Origin of the sequence: Eubacterium oxidoreducens (assembly GCF_900104415.1) — a bacterium.
Taxonomy (GTDB): Bacteria; Bacillota; Clostridia; order Lachnospirales; family Lachnospiraceae; genus Eubacterium_C; species Eubacterium_C oxidoreducens.
Window position 1 is genome coordinate 178,831 of the sequence record NZ_FMXR01000005.1, and the last position, 23,110, is coordinate 201,940.

A 23,110-nucleotide genomic window follows, 5' to 3' on the forward strand; every position below is an offset into this window, starting at 1 on the left:
GAAAGTTAATCAGATGAAAAGAAAACTATTAGCAATCGGGACAATCGTGGCCGTGATGTTTGGCATGGCGGGGTGCGGTAGTACAAAGGAGGAAGTAGTGCAGACACAAGAAGAAAAAGTGATTTCTTTTGTGGATGCACAAGGAGAGTACCACGAGCTGACGGTGGACTCGGATGTTGAAGAAAATAGCTATACGGCAGAGAATTTTGTTTTAGATGGAGAATTTATGACCTACGAAGATGATTATTACACATCGAGTGTCGGCGTAGATGTCTCGAAATTTCAGGGGGATATTAACTGGAAGAAGGTTGCGGCTGCCGGAATTGAGTATGCATTTATTCGCGTGGGCTATCGCGGATATAGCGAAGGAAAACTGAATCTGGATGAGCAGTTTAAGAAGAACATAAAGGGGGCAATTAAGGCCGGACTTGATGTGGGCGTATATTTCTTTTCGCAGGCAATCAGTGAAGAAGAAGCCAGAGAAGAAGCTGAGTTTGTGATGGATGCCGTAGAAGGCTATGATCTTCAGCTTCCGATTGTCTATGATCCGGAAAGTATCTTGAATGAGGAAGCTAGAACCGACGATGTGAGCGCGGAGCAGTTCACAAAGAATACGGTGGCCTTTTGCAAGGCGATTGAAGAGGGCGGTTATGACGCGATGGTATATGCCAATTTAATGTGGCAGGCGTATAAGCTGGAGCTTGGAGAGCTGACGGATATTCCGATGTGGTATGCGGACTATGAATCTAAGCCGCAGACGCCGTATCACTTTGAGTACTGGCAATATACCAGTACCGGAAGTGTTGACGGAATCTCGGGAGATGTGGATTTGGACATCCGATTAATAAAAAAATAAAGCTATATAAGCTCAGAGCATATTTTCTGAATTCGTTCAGAGAATATGCTTTCTTTTTGCCTTGTAATGCAGCGCGTGATGGGAATTATGTAGTTTTAGTTTGGCTGATAATCCTTGCCGAGAATCCACGCTTTACCGATGACAGTTCCAACGTTTAGATACTGGGCACTTTGAAATTCAAAGAGGACGGGATCAGCTTTCTCATAATCAATCTTTCCACGTTCATTAAGGCACTCCTCCTGTACGTAGGTATGAACCGGTTTTAATATGTAATTTGTAAATGCACCGACATCTATGGAATCGATGACTTCGCAGGCCATGGATACCGGTGCATTTTCGATGATAGGAGCAGCTTTCAGTTCTTCAAAGTAGTAAGGAAATACGGTGGATTTGTCGGTGGTGGCACCCTTGGCAATGCCACAATAGTCAGCGGCTGTTAACATCTTTTGGTTTACCAGACTTACAGACAGTTGTTTGGTTTTTTGTATGATGGAATTAGAGTATTCGTGAGAACGATCAATGCTCACGAGTAAATGACCATGTTCCACCACACCTACATGTGCAATGGTAAGAAAATTGACTTTGTTTTCTCCTTTCACACCAACAATGGTAACAGGTGTCGGGTATAAGCCCATTACAGATCCGATATTTTTTTGCATAGTTAAAATCTCCTTTCGAACTATTGAAATGTTTTCTTGAACATGATAAAACTAACATAAATAAATGATTTTAGTAAGAATGCACTTTTAGGGTATATAGTACCTTTTTGGAAAGTATAAGGAGGTGGATGTTTTGCAAAAGATGAAGTTTCATTGTCCGGTTGAAGCAACATTTAGCCAGATTGGTGGAAAGTACAAGATGATTATTTTATATCATTTATTACAAGATGAGGTTTTGCGCTATAATGAACTTCAAAAGTATATTCCGCAGGCGACGGCGAAGATGTTGACACAACAACTTCGAGAATTGGAGGCGGATGGATTGGTACATAGAAAGGTTTATCCCGTAGTACCGCCGAAGACGGAGTATTCACTGACCAAACGTGGGAAAACACTTAAGGTCGTGATTGAAGCAGTATGCGACTGGGGCAAAACTTATATGAAAGGAACTTATGAAGAATAGGTCAGGAGGTGTTAATATGGGACTATTTAACAGAATGAAACAAGGTGATATCAACCGGCAATTAGAGAATTATAAAAAAACACCGGGAGCGATTCTTTTGGATGTCAGGGAAACGCATGAATTCAGCCAGGGACATATTCCGGGTGCGGTGAATCTTCCGGGGACAATGATTCAAAACGCACCTTCAGTGGTGAAGAAAAAGGAGACACCAATCTTCGCGTACTGTCTGAGCGGGGCGAGAAGTTCGCGCGCTATACAGGCATTAAAGTCCATGGGCTATACCAATGTGACGAATATGGGTGGTGTTAACAGATACAAAGGTGATTTAGAAAGGGGTTAAGAATATGTACAGAAGACAAGAAGACATCCGCGTTCGAAACGTGGAGCATCTTAAAGATGGAGACGGGACATTGACATTTTATGACTGGCTATTGCCGGAGGAGGCGCCGGGACATGGGAAGGTGTTTTCCAAACTTGTAATTCCTAAGGGATGTTCCATCGGCTATCATGAGCATGACGGAGAATTTGAGACGTATTATGTATTAAGCGGGGAAGCCCTGGTAAATGATAATGGTAAGGAGCTTATACTTCATCCGGGAGATATGCATATGTGCCAAAGCGGAGCAGGACATGGCGTAAGAAACGAGAAGGAAGAAGATCTTGTTATGATGATCATGATTTTGCATGAGCTTTCAGAGCAAGATAAAGGCTCAAATCAGGAATAAAGTTAGAACTAGTTAAGAGTTGTTTTGATTGTCTTTTACAAAAAGCGTGTATATAATAAAATAGTACTTATGACTGAGGTGAAGAGACATGAAGATCGTGAATTTGGTAGAAAACACAACCGGTGAATCCGGATGTGCCGGGGAACATGGATTGTGTTTTTATGTGGAAACGAAACAACATAAAATCTTAATGGATACCGGACAAACGGATCTTTTTTTGGAAAATGCACGAAGACTCGAAATTGATCTTACGCAGGTTGACAGCGTATTTTTAAGTCACGGTCACTATGATCACAGTGGAGGCATTCTTCCATTTGCCGCTGTCAATGATTCGGCGAAGATTTATGTGACAAAAGAGTCCTTTGGGGATTACTACTCTACAAGCTCAGGCGGTGCGCCGCGCGCAATTGGCATTGCGCCTGCGATACGAAAGCTTAAGAATCTGAAACTTGTAGAAGGAACACAAATCATTGACGATGAACTAGAACTGTTTTCCGGAGTCGGACATGAGATTGGCTCACCACTTACTAATAATTGTTTGTGGAAGATGGTGGATGGCAATCTGATACCGGATGATTTTTCACATGAGCAGTGCCTTGTGATTCGACAAGACGGCCGAATCTATCTGTTTTCCGGATGCGCACATCATGGTATCTTAAATATTATGGCGAGATACAAGGCGTTATATGGTGGGGAACCGGACTATGTATTTAGCGGGTTTCACATGATGCGTAAGGAGGGCTATTCGGACGAAGATATTGCATTTATAAAAGATACGGCGAAGGAACTAGCGAGTAGCAAGACAAGATTTTTCACCGGTCATTGTACGGGAACAGAGCCGTACGAAATCATGAAAGACATCTTAAAAGGGCAGATTGAATACGTCCACTGTGGCGATTCAATGGAGATTTGAAAGGAGTAGGTTGTTATGAAGTGGCACAGATTTTTTGCATGGGCATCTGTATTTTGTTTTTTTATGGCAATGATAACAGGATATAAGAGAAAATAAGCATATTTGCATTGGAGAAGGATGATGAAGACCAGAAAAGAAGTATTAGAATATGGGCTTTCATTTCCAAATACGTATCAGGATGCGCCATTTAAGGATTTAAATTGGCAGCTTGTCAGAGTTAAGGGAAGTAAAAAGGCGTTTTTATGGACCTATGAGCGAGACGGGTATATCAATTTGAATGTGAAGGTAGACCCTGAGTGGCGGGATTTTTGGAGAGAGACCTATGCATCGGTAATTCCGGGCTGGCACCAGAATAAAGAGCATTGGAATACGATTATTTTGGATGGTTCGATTCCAAGGGGCGAGATTGAGCGGATGATTGCGGAAAGTTATGATCTCGTTACAGATAGTCCGGCCAAGAGGATTTATGAAGCGGTAAAGCGCATTCCTAAGGGTAAAGTGGCAACTTATGGTCAGATTGCAGAAATGGCCGGCGATAAGAAGATGGCAAGAGCAGTTGGAAATGCTCTGCATAAGAATCCCAATCCGGATGAGATTCCTTGCTATCGGGTAGTAAATGCAAAAGGAGAGCTTGCAGGGGAATTTGCGTTCGGAGGGGAAGGCGCACAAGCGCTGCTTTTGGAAAAGGATGGAATTGAAGTTAAGGATGGGAAAGTTGATTTAGAAAAATATGGACTGTAAGGATTAAAAAATCTCACACCATCAAAGGAGTGGTGTGAGATTTTTGTTGTTATAGTTTGAATACAGAAAGTTCCTGTTCCATATCTTCTGCGATATGAGCCACGTTTTCTGCAGATTCCGAGATGTTTTGCATCAACTCGTTTACCAGTGAGGCAGAAGCAGAGGTCTCTTCTGTACTTGCTGCATTTTCTTCCGCAATAGCGGATAAGTTTTCGACAATGTCTACAACATTTCTTCGTGAATCGTTCATTGAATTAGTACGTCTTGAGATTTCTTCAAGACCGCTTAAGGTCTTATCAATTCCTTCACGAACTTCGGCGAAGATCACGCCGGTCTTTTGAACATATTCAGCTTGCTGAGCCATGATTTCTTTTACATTTTCCATGGTTGCAACCGATTTGTTAGAATCCGCAAGTAAGGTTGCAATGACATTTTCAATTTGCTGTGCACTAGCAGAAGATTGCTCTGCAAGTTTTTGAATCTGTGTCGCAACAACGGCAAATCCTTTTCCTTGTTCGCCGGCTCTGGCCGCCTCGATAGAGGCATTTAAGGAAAGAAGATTGGTTTCTTCCGCAATGGAGGTAATGATTTCTGTTGCATTTTGAATCTGTGTTGCAGAATGGTTTGTTGTATTGGTCTGCTCGTAAATTTCATTGATTGCTTCCGTGGTCTTTTCGCCAATGGAGATTAATTGCTCGATGACTTCTGTAACATGTAAAGAAGATTCTTTCATAGATTCGGAAGTCGTCATGATGTTGTTGGTAACGTCTGCAGCATCATTAATCTGAGAACCGATTTCATTTACGTTATCATTCGCTCTTTCTGTTTCGCCGGCCTGAGAAGTTGCGCCTTCTGCAATTTCTCGTACTGCTTCTTCGACTTGTTCAACCGACATTAAGGACTGGTTGGAAATATTCGATAACTGCTCAGCTGTATTAAACAATTGTTTTCCTCTGGCTTGAAGAGCACTGGCAGCTTGATTAACAGCGCCGGTAAGAGCAATCGTTGCTTTCGATACATATCCCACTTCATCACCGCGCTCAGCATAATGACTAAGTTCCTCGGAAGGAGTCATATCCATGGTATCTGCAACATGCTTGATGATGGTACTGACCTTGGAAAGATCTTTTACTAATTTAGATACAACCAAAATCGTAATAATGGCAATTGCAACTGCGACAATTACGCACATGAGAATGACCATGTGAGAAAGGTGAGTCGTAGAGGAATATATTTCCTCTGTGCTATCTAGAACACATATTAACAGGTTATACTCCGGTATAGAGTTGTAGAACAACTGGTTAGAATCACCGTCGTCAGAACCATTAATTGCTTCAGAGGAAGCTGCGGCTTTTTCGGAGAGCTTTAAAAGACCGTCATTATCTACTTCTGAACCGATTTTATCCTCATCAGGACAGTAGACAAAAGAATTAGAACTGGTATCAATAATCATGAGCTGTGCGTTATCAAGTCCATGGAAAGTTAACGCACTTACGGTTTCGAGAAATCCGGTGGTAGTGATTCCGCATCCGACATAACCAAGTTCCTTTCCGTTGTCATCAAGGACGGAGCAATAAGATACAAGTACTTGTTGGCCGGTTGCCGGTGAAGTACGGATACCGTAGAAATTCGGGATGCCGGTTTCAGGTGAGGTTCCTAAAATTTCAGCAAGATATTCATCAACGCCATCTTCAACTTCGTAGCCATTGATGGCATCCGGATTGTTATGAACAATCTGGCAGGTATCCATTCGATTAACAAACAATCCCTCCATATAATCATAGTCTGCTGCGATACGATCTAAGTAATCTTGCGCTTCCTGATAAGTGTCTTCATTATAATTGGTCAGTACATTTCGCACTTCATCCGAACGTGAGAAAGCGACAAGTTTAGCATTGATATATTCAATATAATCATCGATAACTTGAGCGCGTGCTTCTGTTGCCTCCCTCATCCTCATTTGTGTTGCTTGAGTCATGGCATTGGTGGCAAGGTTATTAGTGATTACTGCTAAAACAGCCAAGCAGATAGCCAAAACGATTACAACAATTAAGGATATTTTTGTTGCAAGTTTTGCATTTTTCATGTTTACATCCTCCTTAGGTAATTAGTATCAAATTATTTATATTTTAGTACTAAAAAAATTGAAATACAAGTACTTTTGACTTAATTGTGAAAAAAAAATAAAAAATTGAAAAAATATATAAAGATATTCATTGGGAGAGGAAAAGGATAAAATGAGATAGTACAATTGATTGAAAAAATAGGAAAAATAACCTATAATAATTCATAAATGATAAAGGTTTAGGAAAACTTTTAGCTTAGACAGGGGATTTTGATAATGAAAGCAAATCGAGCTAAAAATAAAATTATTTTCATTGTGATTATGGGATTGGTATGTGCTTTGTTGCTTGTAGCGCAATTGGTATCAGGATGGTACTTCAATAATCAAAAGCATCAAAGTGTGGGCCTGGCGCAAGAGGAAGATATCTATGCAGATATGCATTATAGAGGTGACAGTACTTCATCTTGGGAAAAGATTGATTTGGGAATCTGGGGAAATATATATGATATCGAAGTATTTAATAATTCATCTGTGCTTTTGAAGGATTGGAGCATAACGGTTAATATTCAGAATGATTGTTATATCAATCAGTTTTGGAATGGACAAGTTGAGATTCATCAATATGTAGGAACGGATAAAGAAACGGTACAAAAACTTAGTCTTGCGGATTATGAGCTTGAAGATCTTGAACTGGATTACATCATGGATGGAGCGGATTTGCTTATTCCTTTGAAAAAGGGAGATAGCGTTATTTATTATCCTACAGATAACTTTCAGGAAAAACCAATTCCTCCGGGAAATAGTGTTACGGTTGGAGGAATTTTTTATTATAAAGATGAAATAGATTTGACCAATTATACGATGGATTATTATTGTTACCGGGATATTACAAAAGGCGTTCTTTTCTTTATCTTCGTTGTGTTGGCGGTTGCCTGGCTGTTTGTTGTCGGAATATATCTGGTGGCCCGCTATGTTTATCGAAAGACCAAGAAAGAAAATGAACTGCGAATGTCCGGAATTTCCTGCCTGTCAGAGCTTTATGAAGTTGTGTATATTGTGGATCTGCAGACGGATACAGTTATGCTGGTTGGAAATGATTTAACAAAAGATAAAGATCGACCGAAAGATATGCCGGCGCATGAACAGTTTGAACATCTGTTTAGAGTGGATCCGAAAGAGGAATATCTCGAATTGACGCAGGAATTTGCGGATTTAAGTACCATTGCCGGAAGATTGGCAACGAAAAATAGCATTGTATTTGAATACGAGAGTAAAAAGTATGGTTGGAATCGTATCCAGTTTATTGCAATGGAACGAAATAATCACGATATGGTTACAAAAGTATTATTTACGGTGCAGCAGATTAATGAAGAGAAAGAACAAATTAATCGAGTGCTTAGTCAGGTAGAAAAAGCGAATTCAGAAAGTAATGCCAAGAGTGCGTTTTTGGCAAATATGTCTCATGAGATTCGTACACCGATTAACACGATTTTAGGACTCGATACCATGATTTTGCGAGAATGCAGCGAAAATTCTGTACGAGCGTATGCAAGGGACATAAAAGTGGCAGGTAATATGCTGTTGGCACTGATTAATGGAATTCTTGATTATTCCAAGCTTGAGGCCGGTAAGATGGAATTGGTAGAAGGGGAGTACTCTCTGAAAAAGATGATTTATGAGGCTGAATGTGTTGTGAAAACAAGAATTCGAAGCAAGAATTTAGAGTTTCGAATTGATGTCAGTGAAAACCTTCCGGATCATCTGTATGGAGATGATGTAAGATTAAAACAAGTCATTATTAATTTGCTTACAAATGCACTTAAATATACGGAATCAGGTGGAATCCGTATGGCAGTGTACGGCAAGATGACACAAGAAGATAAAGTACATCTTCTCTTTTCTGTAAAAGATTCCGGCTCCGGAATTACGCCGGAAAATCAAAAGAAACTGTTTGAGCGGTTTTCGCGATTTGATTCGAAAAAAAATCGTAATGTAGAAGGTACCGGAATCGGAATGAATCTGGTACAAGGACTTTTGGACCTTATGGGTTCGCAGCTTAAAGTGGCAAGTGTGTATGGGAAAGGCAGCGACTTTTATTTTGAGGTTGAACAAAAGGTTATAGATTCGACACCTGTGGGTAAAGTGAATTGGGATACGGTTAATACAGAACTGATTGGCGAGGATGAGAAATCATCTTTTAAAGCACCAAAGGCGCGTATATTGGTAGTCGATGATAATGATATGAATCTCATTGTGTTTGCCAATCTGTTAAAAGAAACACAGATGCAGATTGATAAAGAAACGAGTGGAGCAGCGGCATTAGAATTAACGAAAAAGAAAGAATATGATTTGATTTTTATGGATCATATGATGCCGGAAATGGATGGCATTGAAGCATTTCATGCAATTCGTGAGCAGGTGGACGGAAAGAATAAAAACACGCCGGTGATTATTCTTACAGCAAATGCAATGCAAGGAGCGAAGGAGCAATATCTGCAGGAAGGATTTAACGATTTCCTTGCCAAGCCGATTGAGGAAAGCAAGCTAGAAGAAAAGATTGTGCAGATTCTTTCGCCGGAATTGATTGAGGAAGCATCAACGGCAAATACTGAAAAAAATGAAATCACTATGCCGGAGATTGAAGGTGTGGATGTTGGATATGCTTTAGAGCACAGTGGTGGTATAGATGGTGCACTTCGTATCATGGAACGCTTTGAACAATTGGCGATGTCTGATGCAGAAGAGTTAAAACAGTATTATGATGAACTGCGCGAAGACCCGGATAATTACGATGCATTAACACATTATCGTATTAAAGTACATGCGATGAAAACTTCGGCAGCACTATGCGGTGCGATTCAGTTACATGGCGCTGCTGCGCAGCTTGAATATGCGGCAAGAGATAAAAAGGTGCAGCAGATTTTGGAGACTACAAATTATTTCCTGGAATTTTGGGAGAAGGTCTATCTGAGTTTTAAGGAATACTTTGAAAAGACTAGAAATGTGGATGTAAAAGAAGGCTCGATTCATGAAGAAGCATTAGTCAGTCTGTTAAAGCAATTGATTACCAGTATGAATGCGTATGATATTAAAGGGGCTGATTCCATTGTAAAAGAGCTTGATAGTTATCAAGATGATGAAGCTTTGCAGGAGGTAATGGAGGAAATTAAGGTTTCGGTTGCAAATCTTGATGCTGAAGGATGCGAAACGATTTGCAGGAAAATGATAGGAGATTAATCGCATGGAACAAAACGAAATTCAGGTATTGTTTGTCATTCACCATAATATTTCCTTTGTAAATGGAGCTTTGAAAGTTTTCTTGGAGGAATATAATATCAAAACGGATGTATTAGAAATCAGTAAATGTATTTCGAACCATCCAAAGGTCATGCCGCCGCTTGTGATTGCTGAAGCGGAAATGCTGCTCGAATTCGTACAGGAGAGAGGATTTTTGTATGATTATTGCATCGAGCAGGGAAGTCACATCATATTGGTGGATGAGGCAGAGAATATTGAATCGCTGATGGAAGTAACATCACCGGCGCTGGTGGCAGAAAAGTTTCAGCGTCCGGTTAATGCAAAAGATGTAGCGGAGAAAGTTGAGGAGTTGCTGGAACGGATTAAAAATCACGGACTTCGCAGGCAGGTTCTGGTTGTGGATGATTCGCCGGCATTCCTTCGTACAATCACAGAGTGGCTCGAAGACGACTATAATGTTAGTGTGTGTCCGTCGGCATTTGCGGCAATAAAGCTGATTAGCATTAAGAGGCCGGATTTGATATTACTGGATTATGAAATGCCGGTCTGCAGTGGAGCGCAGTTTTTGGAGATGCTTAATAGTGAAGAGCAAAAAGAAAGACCGCCTGTAATCTTTTTGACATCGAAAAATGATCAGCAGACAGTTCAAGAACTTCTACAGTTAAAACCACAAGGGTATATTTTAAAGACGCAACCAAGAGATTCTATCCTTGTAAGTATACGTAACTTTTTTGAGAAGGAGAGTTAGGTACGGATGATTAGTATATATTTTGAAATCCTATTGCTGATTTCAATCGGTGTCATTGTTTACATGGCTATGAAAAATTATGTGGTCGTGGATATCTACTATTGGTCGATTGTAATTTTGGTGCCGGTTATTTTACTGGGATATTGGCTTAAGACAACGGTAACATCGGTGGAAGGTGCGCGGATTGCATTTGCGTTTATTTACTTAGATAGCACTGTCTTATTGGTGATTATATTATTCTCGATTCTGCGAATGTTGCAGATTCGTATGCCGGTATGGGGAAAGGCTTTAGTTTACATAGCAACATTTGTGCATATCTTCGTTATATGGAATTGCATTCATAATAAGCTTTATTATAAGTCAATGAAGTTGATTGATACCGGAGTAGGAATTGCGACAAAGATGGAAAGTGGTCCGCTTAAGTCGGTGCATTGGGCATTTTTGCTTATCGTCATGATTGCGATTGTCTGGCTTCTTATTGTAGCATGGGTGAAAAAGGGAACGTATTCGCGTAAGACCTTGATTTTGTATACTGCGGTTTTGGCAGCAGGAATCTTGATTTATATTATTGAAGCACTTATTGATATTGACTTTTCCACATTGCCGACATTGTATGTTGTCTCGGACGTATTGATTGCGTTTAATTATGATCGTGATCATAATCATGATATTTCGTTTCTTGTATCAAAAGAACAAGCAGAAAACAGCAAACGTGCTTATGTGGCACTTAGTTTATCAGGAGAATTTCTAAGCTGTAACAAAAAGACTTATGACTTTATGCCGGAACTGGAAATGCAGATTGTAGATGAACAGCTGCAAAAGGGAACGTTTGCCAATGAAATATTATATGATCTTTTAGATGCATACAAAAACGGGGGGACATTAACGAGCGAGTTTCAAGTTGGAGAAATGGCTTGTTTATGTGAAATCTCGGAATTTAGTCTTGCCAGATCCGGTAAGGCACAAGGATATTTGTTTGATATTCGCGATATAACAGAAGAAAGACGAGTCTTCCAGGTAATGCGTAATTATAATAAGACGCTAAATGAAGAAGTATCTGAGAAGATGGAAAATATCAAACGTATTCAGGAAAAGGTTGTCATTGGGCTTGCCAATATGATTGATAACCGTGATAGCAATACTGGAGGTCACGTAAAGCGTACAAGTGAAGTGGTTCGTATCCTTGTGGAAGAAGTTCAAAAGCAGGGAATTTATGATATGGATGAGCAGATGGCTGAGGATATTATTAGAGCCGCACCTATGCATGATTTAGGAAAAATCACAATCGATAATCATATTCTTCTAAAACCGGGAAGACTTACGGATGATGAATACGAAATTATGAAGACACATTCCGTTAAGAGTGGGGAATTTGTTCATTTGATTTTGGATTCCGTAGAAGAGAAGCGTTTTGTGAAGGTGGCATTTAATGTAGCGCGTTATCATCATGAACGCTGGGATGGCGGCGGTTATCCGGAAGGTCTTGTCGGAGAGATGATTCCGTTAGAAGCTCGAATTATGGCTGTTGCAGATGTTTATGATGCACTTATTACTGACCGTTGCTACCGTAAGGCGATGAGTGTTCCGGAAGTTACCCGGATTATTACAGAAAATATGGGAACTCAATTTGATCCGAATATGTATTCTGTATTTCTAGGATGTAAAGAAAAGATGGAAGAGTACTATGCAAATTAACTCAGTCGGAGTACAAGCTCCGACTGAGTTAAACGCTCCGCGAGGATGCACACGGATTCGGACAGGAATTTGTCTGCTGAAGCAGACCCGAATCCGGCGCGCAAGACTCGCGAGCGAGTCTTGACGTTATGGAATTAATCGAACAAAAGGAACGATGAATATTTCTTCATCGTTCCTTATTTTTTAGCTCTATGCAATTAATTTCCGAAATATTGGTCAATGCCGTCTGCAATGCCCTTTGCCATTTTTTTCTGGAAAGAAGAATTGGCCATTTTCTTATCTTCGGATGGATTGGACATATAACCAAGTTCAATTAGCGTAACCGGTATTTTACTCCAATTGGTTCCGGTTAAATCGTCGCGTGTTTGAACGCCCTCGCTGCGAATACCGGTTTTGGATGTATAGGCACTTAAGATCGATTTCGAAAGCTTGTAACTAGCCGAGTAAAGATTGGCATTATATGGATTGTGAGACGTCATACAGATGGTCTGTGCTCCGGTGGTAGAAGAATTGCTGCTTCCGTTAGCATGAATCCGCAGGAAGATATCTGCTCCGGATTTATTTGCCTTTTTGGCTCTTTTTGCATTGGAGATATTGACGTTGTTGGAAGTGCGAATTAGATACACTTCATATCCTCGATTGGTCAATATGGTTTTTAGTTTTTTGGAAATCTGCAGGTTCAGATTATATTCCGTAAGACCGGTTGCAACACCGGTAGTTCCACCGGTGACTTTTGCCTTCTTGGTAGAAGAACCAGGACCGACCGGTTCAAGAGCTAAGTTGGCGTAGCGCTGATGTCCGGCATCGATTGCAATAAGATATTTGCAAGTCTTTACGGATTGTACAGCTGACCAAGAAGAATAATAGTTTGTTCCATCTACGGTTTTATAGGTGCGAATGCGAACGTAGTATTTCTTTGCGCCTTTTAAGCCGGTAATGGTTTTTGATTTTTTGGATGAAGATATATTTTTTTTCTTGGCAGATGAAAAATCCTTACTGGTAGAATACTGGAGCTGATATCCGGTAATCATTTTGGTGCTGACTTTTTTGAACTTTACGGTGAATCCTTTTTTCTTTGCTTTAATCGAGGTGATTTTGGATTTCTTAGGGACAATTTTAAATGTCGTTTTTAAGGTTGTTGAAGCGTCATCAGTCAAAGTGACGGTAACCGTTGCCGTTCCAATTTCCTTGTTGGAGGAATAAAAGACCGTATAAGAATCGTCGCTGATGGTGCTGTTATCGGATGCTGTTACGGTTACGGCTGGTTTGATGGCAGAACCTGTGTAGGTGTACGAGGATTTTGGAAGCGTAACTTTTGTTGCTGTCGGTATAGCATTGCTGCTCCCGGAATCCGAATTTTCTGTTGTTGTGTTTGCAAAAAGTGAGAGACAGCACCCAAATAGGCAAACGCTGATTAGAATAATAATGAGTGTTTTTAATTTGTTCAATTTACTTAACCACCTTACTGTTTTTATCTTTTGTTGCTTTTTTCCATTTTGCGAAGGAAGTGTATTCTTTATTATGAAGAACAAAATAGCATTGCTTATTGCCATATTTGTTCTGGCTAAAGGTAAGATTCTTTGTGTAGGCACGGCTCATTTCATTATAGAAGATGGCAGCACTACCGGTTTTATTATAAAACGTATTTTGGGTAAAGGTTATATTTTTGCATTTCGACAATGCAACGATCGTATCGTTTGTGCCGTTGTTTTTGCAGATGTTTTTGGTGATGCTTACCTGTGTTACCCATCCAAGTTTTTTTTCGTAACCACCAATCGCCATAGCTGCTTCTAGGTTGCCGGATAATTTATTGCCGGTTACGGTTATGTGCGATGTGGAATATTTTTCTTTTGTGGGTTTTTGCTCTGCACCGATTTCAATGCCGCCCTGGCAACCTTTTACGACATTGTTCTTGATTAGAATCTTTTGTCCGCCATCAATATAGATGCCGTAGGAGGTAGCATTTGGAGAAATGCATCGGTAGACTTTGTTGGCTGTAATCTTGCAATTACGAGGAAAATCTAAAGATGCTTTTTTACAATAGCCGTAGTTGCCGGATAGATCGATTCCAATATTTCCGATATTTCGTAATGTATTTTTATGAATCGTAATCTTTTTGACATTACCCGTAACGGACAGGCACTCTGCCCATCCTGTGGTGCATCGGTAAAGCGTGTTTGCGGATATAGTCCCGTCATGAATGGAATATTTTGCGCTGTCTCCAAAAAGAAGGATTCCATTCGCGCAGCGATCTTTTGTAGTCGGATCTTGAACGATAATATCGTGAATTCGATTCTTTGCGATTTTAAAGTGATGAGTACCGGCGGCAATGTAGATACCACAGGCATTTTGACCACTCGCATCGGTAAATTCAAGTCCGCGTATGGTGATATAAGATGTCCCATTCAAAGAAAGAAGGGTTGGTCCGCTCTCGTAAGAAGAAGCGTTCTTTCCGCTTATAATGGCACGTTCTCCGGGTGCATTGGCAATGGTGATACGGGCATTTTTCTTGCCGTGAATCTTTTTGGGAACTTTAAGGGTTTCGTAGTAAGTACCGCCTTTTATCAGCAATGTATCACCGGCAGATAATTGTGAAATGCCATATTGAATGGTTTGAAAAGGATGCGCCTTCGAACCGCTTTGCCGGTTGTCGCCCGAAGTGCTGACATAGTATGTTGTAGCAGCCTGGGCAGTCACTTGTGGCTTATTTAATAGGAAAATACATAGCATTGCAAGCGCGCACACAAGGCCATAAAAAATCCATTTTTTATTTGTTACGATCATGAAACTCTCCCCTTTTTGTTTTGATTTTACTATAACAAGGGCTAAAAAAAAAGACAAGTAAGTAGTAAAGGTGGCGCAAGGATAAGTAAAAAGATATATGGGTATAATCAAAAGGTTATGTAGCAAAAGTACTAGTCTGTGGTATACTTTCAGTAGTAAATGCTAAAACTTTGTTTCATATTTTATGGAGGGAAACGCATGAAAGTTAGAAGATTGGAGACTGTTTATCGTTCAAAAGAGATGAAAGAAGCTGTTGAAAGATACTGGGAAAACATCGTTGAATATGTGAAGAAGGTTTCCGTTGAAGATGTTGATGCAATCGTTGTTGAAGTTGAAGATGATTATGGCAGCAGATTCACCATTCAGATTTTTCAAGGTGTTATTGAAGTGGTTCGAAGAAATGGTATCTTTACAAGAAATTATTCCGATAATGAAAGAGAGTTTAGAACGAATGGAGTTCAGCTTGTTGGTGGGATTCCGGAGGATGATAAGAATCTGATTGTTCGAGGATGGCGTGAGATTCATAAAGAGATTCACAAAGAACTTGAACTTCGTGAACATATTAAGAGTGGCAAGGTAGAGTGGGAAGAGTAAAGCAGATAACCGTAATCAAAGCCCCGGCTAAGACATTAATTCTTAGCCGGGGCTTTTTTGTGGAAGGGAGACGATTGCGGTAGGAGTTGAAGTGGACAATATGGGAATGCTATACTGATTAGGAATACAAAAAAGCATCAAAAAGGGGGAGCATAAAAGTGTCTGTATCAGAAGTGCTTGATAGCAAAAAGAAGAGAAATCAGACGATTGTAAAGACAAGTATCCTTGGAATTATGGCGAATGTTTTGCTGGCGGCATTTAAGGCAACGATAGGTATTATGACACATTCTATTGCCATAACGATGGATGCGGTGAATAATATTTCGGATGCCGCAAGTTCTCTTATCACGATTGTTGGAACAAAACTTGCGTCGAAAAGGCCGGATCGGACGCATCCGTTCGGACATGGAAGGGCAGAATACTTAAGCGCACTTGTGATTTCGGTTATTGTTCTTTATGCCGGTGTTGCATCCCTAAAAGAATCTATTGAAAAAATAATTCATCCGGATATGCCGGATTATACTTCGATATCATTGATTATTGTAGCAGTGGCGGTAGTGGTTAAGCTCTTGCTTGGGCAATATGTAAAGAAGGTCGGAATAAAGGTCAATTCAGATTCTTTAATTAATTCCGGTGAAGACGCCAGACTTGATGCTGTTATTTCTGCGGCAACGCTTGCGGCTGCGGTGATTTATTTGATATTTAACATATCGCTGGAAGCTTATCTTGCAGCAATTATTTCCATTGTTATTGTAAAAACCGGAATTGATATGATTCGCGAAGCGCTCTCAAGAATCCTAGGAGAACGGGCAGATGTTGAGCTTGCAAGTAATATAAAGGCATTAGTGAACAGCTATCCGGATGTGAGCGGTTCATATGATCTGGTGCTCAATAATTACGGACCGAATGCCTATAATGGTTCCATTCATATAGAAGTTCCGGATACCTATTCGGCAAATGAATTAGATAAGCTGATTCGGCGTATTACGATGGATGTATATGCCAAGTATGATGTGATTCTTACGGCAATCGGGGTGTATTCGGTAAATACCAAAGATCAAGAAGCTATTGCAATAAGGGAACACATTAGGGAAATAGTCATGGAGCACGAGCATGTGTTGCAGATGCATGGTTTTTATCTTGATAAGGAAGAGATGAGTATACGATTTGATGTGGTGATTAGTTTTGATGCGCTAGATCGGGAGCAGGTTTATGAGGAGCTTGTTGGAAAAATCAAACCCGAATATCCCGATTACAGTATTCAGATGCAATTAGATACGGACTTTAGTGAAAGTGATAAATAATGATGTATAGGAATTCGGGTCTGCTTAAGCGGGCCCGAACGAGTCTTGACATGGCAAAAAAAATAAGATAATCACAAGGATTATCTTAAATAAAAGAGCGACAGACGGGGCTCGAACCCGCGGTCTCGACCTTGGCAAGGTCGCGCGTTACCAACTACGCCACTGTCGCATTTGTCTTGCGCTCCTCATCGGAACGAATATAATCATACTATTAATTGTGGTAGTTGTCAACACAATTTTGAATATTTTTTTCAAAAATTATCGAGCCCCGTTTGTCATGGTAAATATTAGCATTTTTCAGGTTCTGGATACGTCTCACCAAAAGTATCAACCGTAACTTTTTTCATAACCTGATCTTCCTTTGGTCTATCCATATAATCACGATCGCAAGAAGCAATCTTATCTACCACATCCTGTCCTTCGATAATCTTGCCGAATGCAGCATAGTTATCATCAAGATGAGGGCTTGTCTCATGCATGATAAAGAACTGAGATCCTGCAGAGTCCGGATGCATGGCACGTGCCATGGAAAGAACGCCTTTGTCATGCTTTAAGTTGTTTTCAAATCCATTAGATGAAAATTCACCTTTGATGGAATAACCAGGACCGCCCATTCCATTTCCGTCAGGGCATCCTCCCTGAATCATAAATCCTTCAATGACACGATGGAAGATTAATCCATCATAGAAATTTTTGTTAATGAGGCTGATGAAGTTGTTGACTGTATTAGGAGCGATTTCCGGATACAGTTCTGCCTTCATGATATCGCCGTTTTCCATCTCGATTGTAACGATTGGGTTACTCATAATTATAATCCGCCTTTCTGTATTATCAAACTCTTTATATTTTAAGGGATAAGTAAAAAATAGTAAAGGCTTTTGCAAAAACATGTTAGTATAGGAAATGAAGGAGAAAGGTGATATGACAAGGCTGACACACGTGTTTTATGAGGAAGCGTATTTTACAAAAGATAAAGTATGTGAACTGGAAAATGAATTGGAAAAAAGGAAGATTAAGCTGTATCCGGCAACGAAATATGCAGATGTAAAGCCGGAAAATATGCTACTTATGACCGGAACGCAGAACATGGTAGATTTTGCATATGATAATAAGATTGCGGTACTGGGGCTTGAAAAGGAAAGCGCCCAAACGAAGCTTAGTAAAGTGAGATATGTCTATATGGATGCGCAGATGATTACGGCAGATGACATCTTGCTGGTCTATAACCGGTTTCATGGATATCCTATGACAATCGGCTACACGATGCGAACCAAGATTCGCGAGCTGGCACTAGAAGATCTGGATGATTTGTTTCGTTTGTATGCAAAAAAAGGGATATGCGATTACATCGAGCCGTTATATGAACGGGAAGAAGAGGAGCAATATCAAAAGGCATATATACAAAATATGTATGGGCTGTATGGATATGGAATGTGGCTTGTTTTTGATAAGACAAAGAATCAACTGATTGGCCGCGCAGGGATTGAACAAAGAACGGTGCAAGGTCGTCAGGTGATAGAGTTCGGATACGTAATGGACGTTTCCTATCAAAGACAAGGGTATGCTACAGAAGTGTGTGAATTTTTGCTGTCCTATGCAAAAGAAGAGCTGGGCGAGAACTTGATAAGCGCATTTGTACATCCGGAAAATGAACCATCGATTCGCTTGCTTGATAAGATCGGATTTGTACAAAAAAAAGAATTGCTGCTGGATGGGAAGAAGATGCTGTGGTTTGAAAGAGAAATGGGACTTTGATTTCGCGCCGTTTCTCACTGGGCGAGACTTGAATTTATAGTGGATTTTCATTATAATATTTTGAATAGAATTTTTGATTTTGGTCGAGACGAAAGCTCCGATTGAGGTTGAAGAAAAGTGTGGTGTGTGCGAATGAGTGACAATAAGGCAGAACGATTAGAAAAAATAGAAAATCAGCTTGTATCGGAACGAACGAAGATAAAGACAATGGAAGATTTTTCGTCGCCGGAATCTTTGTATGAGGAATTGATTGCAAGTATTAGAAAATATCATCCGTCTGCGGACATTAGTCTGGTCGAGGAGGCTTATAAGATTGCCTATGATGCACACCAGGGACAGATGAGAAAATCAGGAGAGGCTTATATCATTCATCCTCTTTGCGTCGCAATTATTCTTGCTGAGCTGGAGATGGATAAGGAGACGATTGTGGCGGGACTTCTTCATGATGTGGTAGAAGATACGGTCATGACAGGAGCAGAAATCGCCGAGAAGTTCTCACCGGAAGTGGAATTGCTTGTGGATGGCGTTACGAAACTGGGACAGCTCGCCTATGAGGCGGACAAGATAGAGGTGCAGGCTGAAAATCTTCGAAAGATGTTTTTGGCCATGGCGAAGGATATTCGCGTAATTATTATCAAGCTTGCAGACCGTCTCCATAATATGCGAACAATGAAATACATGAAGCCGGAAAAGCAAAAGGAAAAGTCAAAAGAGACGATGGATATCTACGCACCAATTGCACAAAGGCTTGGTATTTCCAAAATCAAGATTGAACTAGAGGATTTGGCGCTTAAATATCTTGAGCCGGAGGCCTATTATGATCTTGTGGAGAAGATTGCCGTGCGCAAGAATGTGCGCGAGGAATATATCCAAAGTCTTGTAGATGAAGTAAAAAAACACATAGACGAAGCGAATATTCATGCAACGATTGAGGGAAGAGCAAAGCATTTCTTTAGTATCTATAAGAAGATGGTCAATCAGAATAAGACCATTGATCAGATCTATGACTTGTTTGCAATTCGAATTATCGTAGATGATGTCAAGGATTGCTATGCGGCTTTGGGTACAATTCATGAACAATACACACCGATTCCGGGCCGGTTTAAGGATTATATTGCCATGCCAAAACCGAATATGTATCAGTCGTTACACACAACACTGATAGGACCAAACGGTGTGCCGTTTGAGATACAGATTAGAACCTGGGAGATGCACCGGGTATCCGAGTATGGTATTGCAGCACATTGGAAATATAAAGAAGCTTCGAACGGAATCAAGACAAGTGGCGAGCAGGAAGAAGAAAAGCTAACCTGGCTTCGACAGATATTAGAATGGCAGCGCGACATGTCGGACAACAAGGAATTTATGAGCTTACTGAAAAGTGACTTGAATCTGTTCGGGGATGTGGTATTTTGCTTTACACCGGCAGGAGATGTTAAGAATCTGCCAAAAGGTTCTACGACAATTGATTTTGCCTACAGCATTCATTCGGCAGTCGGGAATAAGATGATCGGCGCTAAAGTAAACGGAAAGCTTGTCAATATTGATTATACGATTCGTAACGGAGATCGTATTGAGATTATAACTTCGCAGAATTCAAGAGGACCAAGCCGTGATTGGCTCGGCATTGTAAAAAGTACGCAAGCAAAGAACAAGATTAATCAGTGGTTTCGCAGTGAATATAAAGAAGAAAATATGTTAAAGGGTAAAGAACTCATTGTGAACTATTGCAAGAATAAGTCTATTGAGTATGCGAAACTTATCGTACCTGAGTATCAGGACAAAGTCATAAAAAAGTATGGATTTCGGGATTGGGATGCTTTGCTGGCGGCTGTCGGACACGGCGGTCTTAAAGAAGGGCAGATTGTAAATAAGCTGCTGGAACTTTACCGCATGGATCACATCAAGGAAATTACGGATGCGGAAGTAGTCGGACAGGTAGAAGAAGTTACCAGTAAGGTAAGTATGCTTCCAAAGTCTAGAAGAAAGAGCGGCATTACAGTAAAAGGAATTCATGATGTGGCAGTGAAGTTTTCCAAATGCTGTGGTCCGATTCCGGGGGATGAAATTGTAGGTTTTGTTACAAGAGGCCGCGGGGTTTCCATTCACAGAACAGATTGTATCAATATTATGAATCTTCCGGAGACGGATAGAGCAAGACTGATTGATGCATCTTGGGAAGTGGGCTCAAAGGAAGAAAAAGAAAATGAGCTGTACATGGCGGAAATCAAGCTCTTTGGTAATAATAGAACCGGATTATTGGTAGACATTTCCAAAGCGTTTACAGAACGGGGCATTGACATTACAGGAATGAATTCCAAGGTAAACAAGCAGGGGATTGCAACCATTAGTCTCTCTTTTAATATTCGTGGTAAGGATGAACTTAACATGATTATGGAGAAACTAAGACAGATTCAAAGCGTAATAGACATACAAAGAACAACAGGTTAGGAGAGACAATATGTTATTTTCCGTAAAAAATTATGAAGTAGGGCCGGTAATGACCAACTGCTATTTTCTGATAAATGAAGATACAAAGGAATTGGTGGTTATAGATCCTGGAGATGAAGCGCAAAGGCTGATTGGCGAGATTGATAAGTTAGGATGCAAGCCTCAGGCAATATTGCTGACACATGGACACTTTGATCATGCAGGAGCGGCCGCGCAAGTCGGGGAACATTATGCGATTCCTATCATTGCGCATGAAGAGGAAAAGGAGACTTTGGAAAATCCAAGGTTCAATCTTGGTGGTATGATGGGAGGTGCTCCGGCAGTTTATCATGCGGATCTATTTGTAAAAGATGAACAGATACTAGAGTATGCCGGATTCGTCATCAAGGTGCTATTTACACCGGGACATACACCGGGAGGCTGTTCTTTTTATGTAGAAGAACAAAAGCTGTTGTTTTCCGGAGATGCACTGTTCCATCAATCAATCGGAAGAACAGATTTCCCAAATGGTAGCACATCGACACTTGTAAGAGCAGTAAAAGAAAAACTTTTGACATTGCCTGCAGACACGAATGTGTTTCCGGGGCATGAGCAGCTTACCACAATTGGATTCGAAAAACAGTATAATCCATTCTTTTAGAAACAGTTATGATATATATACAAGTAAATACGGACGAATATGAATACGATATCCACTCTCTGGTAAAAGCATTTTATCCGAAAGAAAGAGTGATCTTTCAGAAGAAACAGGCACGACCGGGAGAGGTGATATCGTTTTCGCTTGCTATCAGGATTCTTTCGGATTCTCTAATTGTGGAGAAAGAGAAGTATCCTATTGACACAGCGAATCGTTCCGTAGCAAGAAATACAATAAAAAAAGCGTTGTATCGGTATCTTTCGGAAAGAACCGGTCAGACATTGCCTTGGGGGACGCTTACCGGCGTTCGACCAACTAAAAGACCGATGGAAGTGCTTTTAGATGGAGGCACGGGGGTTTTGGCGATTGAAGATATGGTAAATATGTATTACACTTCTAAGGAGAAGGCCTCTTTGGCAACAAGAGTGGCAGCGCGCGAGATTTGTGTGCTGAATCAGCTGCCTTTAGAGAGAAGTTACAGTTTATATATTGGGATTCCGTTTTGTCCGACCAGATGCTTGTATTGCTCCTTTACGTCATATCCGGTAGCGGCATGGCAAGATGAGATCGAACGGTATCTAGATTGCCTTGAGAAGGAGCTGCGCTATATTGCACATCGGATGAAGGAGTTTCGCTTGCTGACTATTTATATGGGAGGTGGAACCCCTACAACATTAAGTGCACGGCAATTAGACCGGGTGCTGCGAGTGGTAGAGGATGCATTTGACTTAGGAAGCGTTGTCGAAATCTGCGTAGAGGCCGGAAGAGCGGACTCAATTACCAAAGAAAAATTGCAAACACTAAAGGCTCACGGCGTGAATCGAATTTCCATTAATCCGCAGACCATGCAGCAAAAGACACTCGATCTTATCGGAAGGAAGCATACGGTTGAACAGGTTGTGGAAAGTTTTCAACTTGCAAGGCAGATGGGGTTTGATGATATTAATATGGATTTGATCGTCGGCCTTATGGACGAGACGATGGAGGATGTGGCGGATACGCTACGCCGGATTCGAGAGCTTAAGCCGGAAGGACTTACGGTGCACTCGCTTGCTATTAAGCGGGCATCCGAATTAAATATACAAAAAGAAGAGTACGAAAACCTTACCAGTTATAATTCGGAAAAAATTATGCAAATGACGATGGAAAGTGCCGGACAGATGGGGCTTTGGCCTTATTATATGTACCGGCAAAAGAATATGACCGGCAATATGGAAAATGTTGGTTATTGCAGTGAAGGACATGAGGGCATCTATAACATTTTGATGATGGAAGATGTGCATAGCATTCTTGCAGCTGGAGCCGGGGCAATTTCCAAGATGATTTTAGGAGAGGGCAAGATTAAGCGAGCAGCCAATGTAAAGGATGTAAGGACATACCTCGACAGAATTGATGATATGATAGAAAAAAAGGCAAACGTAATCAATCAGTTGATGGAAGTTTGTAATATGGAGGAATAAGA

General features: G+C 40.7%; 20 protein-coding genes and 1 tRNA gene. 15 read left to right on the plus strand and 6 right to left on the minus strand.

The window, feature by feature from the left end:
• Nucleotides 1-13: 13 nt before the first annotated feature.
• The gene (locus BLS20_RS02455) at nt 14-856 is read left to right on the plus strand and encodes a glycoside hydrolase family 25 protein (protein WP_090171828.1); all 843 of its coding nucleotides are present in this window, start codon (nt 14-16) and stop codon (nt 854-856) included.
• 95 nt (nt 857-951) lie between these two features.
• On the opposite strand, the gene BLS20_RS02460 is transcribed toward BLS20_RS02455, so the two are convergent.
• The gene (locus tag BLS20_RS02460) at nt 952-1,515 is read right to left on the minus strand and encodes a flavin reductase family protein (protein WP_090171829.1); all 564 of its coding nucleotides are present in this window, start codon (nt 1,513-1,515) and stop codon (nt 952-954) included.
• A gap of 142 nt (nt 1,516-1,657) precedes the next feature.
• On the opposite strand from BLS20_RS02460, the gene BLS20_RS02465 reads away from it, so the two are divergent.
• From BLS20_RS02465 to BLS20_RS02485, 5 genes are all read left to right on the plus strand, one after another.
• Nucleotides 1,658-1,978: a winged helix-turn-helix transcriptional regulator gene (locus BLS20_RS02465; RefSeq protein WP_090172043.1), complete on the plus strand. Its 321-nt coding sequence runs from the start codon at nt 1,658-1,660 to the stop codon at nt 1,976-1,978.
• Between the two features lie 16 nt (nt 1,979-1,994).
• Nucleotides 1,995-2,318, plus strand: coding sequence for a rhodanese-like domain-containing protein (locus tag BLS20_RS02470; RefSeq protein WP_090171831.1), 324 nt, complete (start codon nt 1,995-1,997; stop codon nt 2,316-2,318).
• A gap of 4 nt (nt 2,319-2,322) precedes the next feature.
• Nucleotides 2,323-2,703, plus strand: coding sequence for a cupin domain-containing protein (locus BLS20_RS02475; RefSeq protein ID WP_090171833.1), 381 nt, complete (start codon nt 2,323-2,325; stop codon nt 2,701-2,703).
• A gap of 88 nt (nt 2,704-2,791) precedes the next feature.
• Nucleotides 2,792-3,616, plus strand: a complete 825-nt coding sequence (locus BLS20_RS02480) for an MBL fold metallo-hydrolase (protein WP_090171835.1) — start codon at nt 2,792-2,794, stop codon at nt 3,614-3,616.
• 120 nt (nt 3,617-3,736) lie between these two features.
• On the plus strand, nt 3,737-4,357 hold the full coding sequence (locus tag BLS20_RS02485; protein ID WP_090171837.1) for a methylated-DNA--[protein]-cysteine S-methyltransferase: 621 nt from the start codon (nt 3,737-3,739) through the stop codon (nt 4,355-4,357).
• Between the two features lie 49 nt (nt 4,358-4,406).
• Here BLS20_RS02485 and BLS20_RS02490 read toward each other — a convergent pair whose 3' ends face one another.
• Complete coding sequence (locus BLS20_RS02490) at nt 4,407-6,443, minus strand: methyl-accepting chemotaxis protein (RefSeq protein WP_090171839.1); 2,037 nt, start codon at nt 6,441-6,443, stop codon at nt 4,407-4,409.
• Between the two features lie 255 nt (nt 6,444-6,698).
• Between BLS20_RS02490 and BLS20_RS02495 the strand changes: the two genes are divergently transcribed.
• Genes BLS20_RS02495 through BLS20_RS02505 form a run of 3 tightly spaced genes read left to right on the plus strand, consistent with a single transcriptional unit; the run spans nt 6,699 to nt 12,123 of the window.
• Nucleotides 6,699-9,659: a hybrid sensor histidine kinase/response regulator gene (locus BLS20_RS02495; protein WP_090171841.1), complete on the plus strand. Its 2,961-nt coding sequence runs from the start codon at nt 6,699-6,701 to the stop codon at nt 9,657-9,659.
• A 4-nt stretch (nt 9,660-9,663) separates the two neighbouring features.
• The gene (locus BLS20_RS02500) at nt 9,664-10,428 is read left to right on the plus strand and encodes a response regulator (RefSeq protein ID WP_090171843.1); all 765 of its coding nucleotides are present in this window, start codon (nt 9,664-9,666) and stop codon (nt 10,426-10,428) included.
• Between the two features lie 6 nt (nt 10,429-10,434).
• Nucleotides 10,435-12,123, plus strand: a complete 1,689-nt coding sequence (locus tag BLS20_RS02505) for an HD domain-containing phosphohydrolase (protein WP_090171846.1) — start codon at nt 10,435-10,437, stop codon at nt 12,121-12,123.
• A gap of 197 nt (nt 12,124-12,320) precedes the next feature.
• Here the strand turns inward: BLS20_RS02505 and BLS20_RS02510 are convergent, their stop codons facing one another.
• Nucleotides 12,321-13,571, minus strand: a complete 1,251-nt coding sequence (locus BLS20_RS02510; protein WP_176762257.1) for an N-acetylmuramoyl-L-alanine amidase family protein — start codon at nt 13,569-13,571, stop codon at nt 12,321-12,323.
• 1 nt (nt 13,572) lies between these two features.
• A complete protein-coding gene (locus BLS20_RS02515; protein WP_090171852.1) occupies nt 13,573-14,907 on the minus strand; it encodes a right-handed parallel beta-helix repeat-containing protein in 1,335 nt (444 codons plus the stop codon).
• Nucleotides 14,908-15,105: 198 nt separating this feature from the next.
• Here BLS20_RS02515 and BLS20_RS02520 point away from each other — a divergent pair, with 198 nt between their 5' ends.
• Together BLS20_RS02520 and BLS20_RS02525 are read left to right on the plus strand one after the other, a co-directional pair.
• The gene (locus BLS20_RS02520) at nt 15,106-15,501 is read left to right on the plus strand and encodes a hypothetical protein (protein WP_090171854.1); all 396 of its coding nucleotides are present in this window, start codon (nt 15,106-15,108) and stop codon (nt 15,499-15,501) included.
• Nucleotides 15,502-15,659: 158 nt separating this feature from the next.
• A complete protein-coding gene (locus tag BLS20_RS02525) occupies nt 15,660-16,805 on the plus strand; it encodes a cation diffusion facilitator family transporter (RefSeq protein WP_242870515.1) in 1,146 nt (381 codons plus the stop codon).
• 96 nt (nt 16,806-16,901) lie between these two features.
• Here the strand turns inward: BLS20_RS02525 and BLS20_RS02530 are convergent.
• Nucleotides 16,902-16,974: transfer RNA gene (locus BLS20_RS02530), tRNA-Gly, on the minus strand.
• 118 nt (nt 16,975-17,092) lie between these two features.
• Nucleotides 17,093-17,611, minus strand: coding sequence for a peptidylprolyl isomerase (locus BLS20_RS02535; RefSeq protein ID WP_090171856.1), 519 nt, complete (start codon nt 17,609-17,611; stop codon nt 17,093-17,095).
• Between the two features lie 115 nt (nt 17,612-17,726).
• Here BLS20_RS02535 and BLS20_RS02540 point away from each other — a divergent pair, with 115 nt between their 5' ends.
• From BLS20_RS02540 to hemZ, 4 genes are all read left to right on the plus strand, one after another.
• Nucleotides 17,727-18,560, plus strand: a complete 834-nt coding sequence (locus tag BLS20_RS02540) for a GNAT family N-acetyltransferase (RefSeq protein WP_176762258.1) — start codon at nt 17,727-17,729, stop codon at nt 18,558-18,560.
• 207 nt (nt 18,561-18,767) lie between these two features.
• A complete protein-coding gene (locus BLS20_RS02545) occupies nt 18,768-21,011 on the plus strand; it encodes a RelA/SpoT family protein (RefSeq protein ID WP_423230168.1) in 2,244 nt (747 codons plus the stop codon).
• A gap of 10 nt (nt 21,012-21,021) precedes the next feature.
• Nucleotides 21,022-21,651, plus strand: a complete 630-nt coding sequence (locus tag BLS20_RS02550) for an MBL fold metallo-hydrolase (protein ID WP_090171862.1) — start codon at nt 21,022-21,024, stop codon at nt 21,649-21,651.
• A gap of 8 nt (nt 21,652-21,659) precedes the next feature.
• Complete coding sequence (gene hemZ / locus BLS20_RS02555; protein WP_090171864.1) at nt 21,660-23,108, plus strand: coproporphyrinogen dehydrogenase HemZ; 1,449 nt, start codon at nt 21,660-21,662, stop codon at nt 23,106-23,108.
• Nucleotides 23,109-23,110 lie beyond the last annotated feature (2 nt).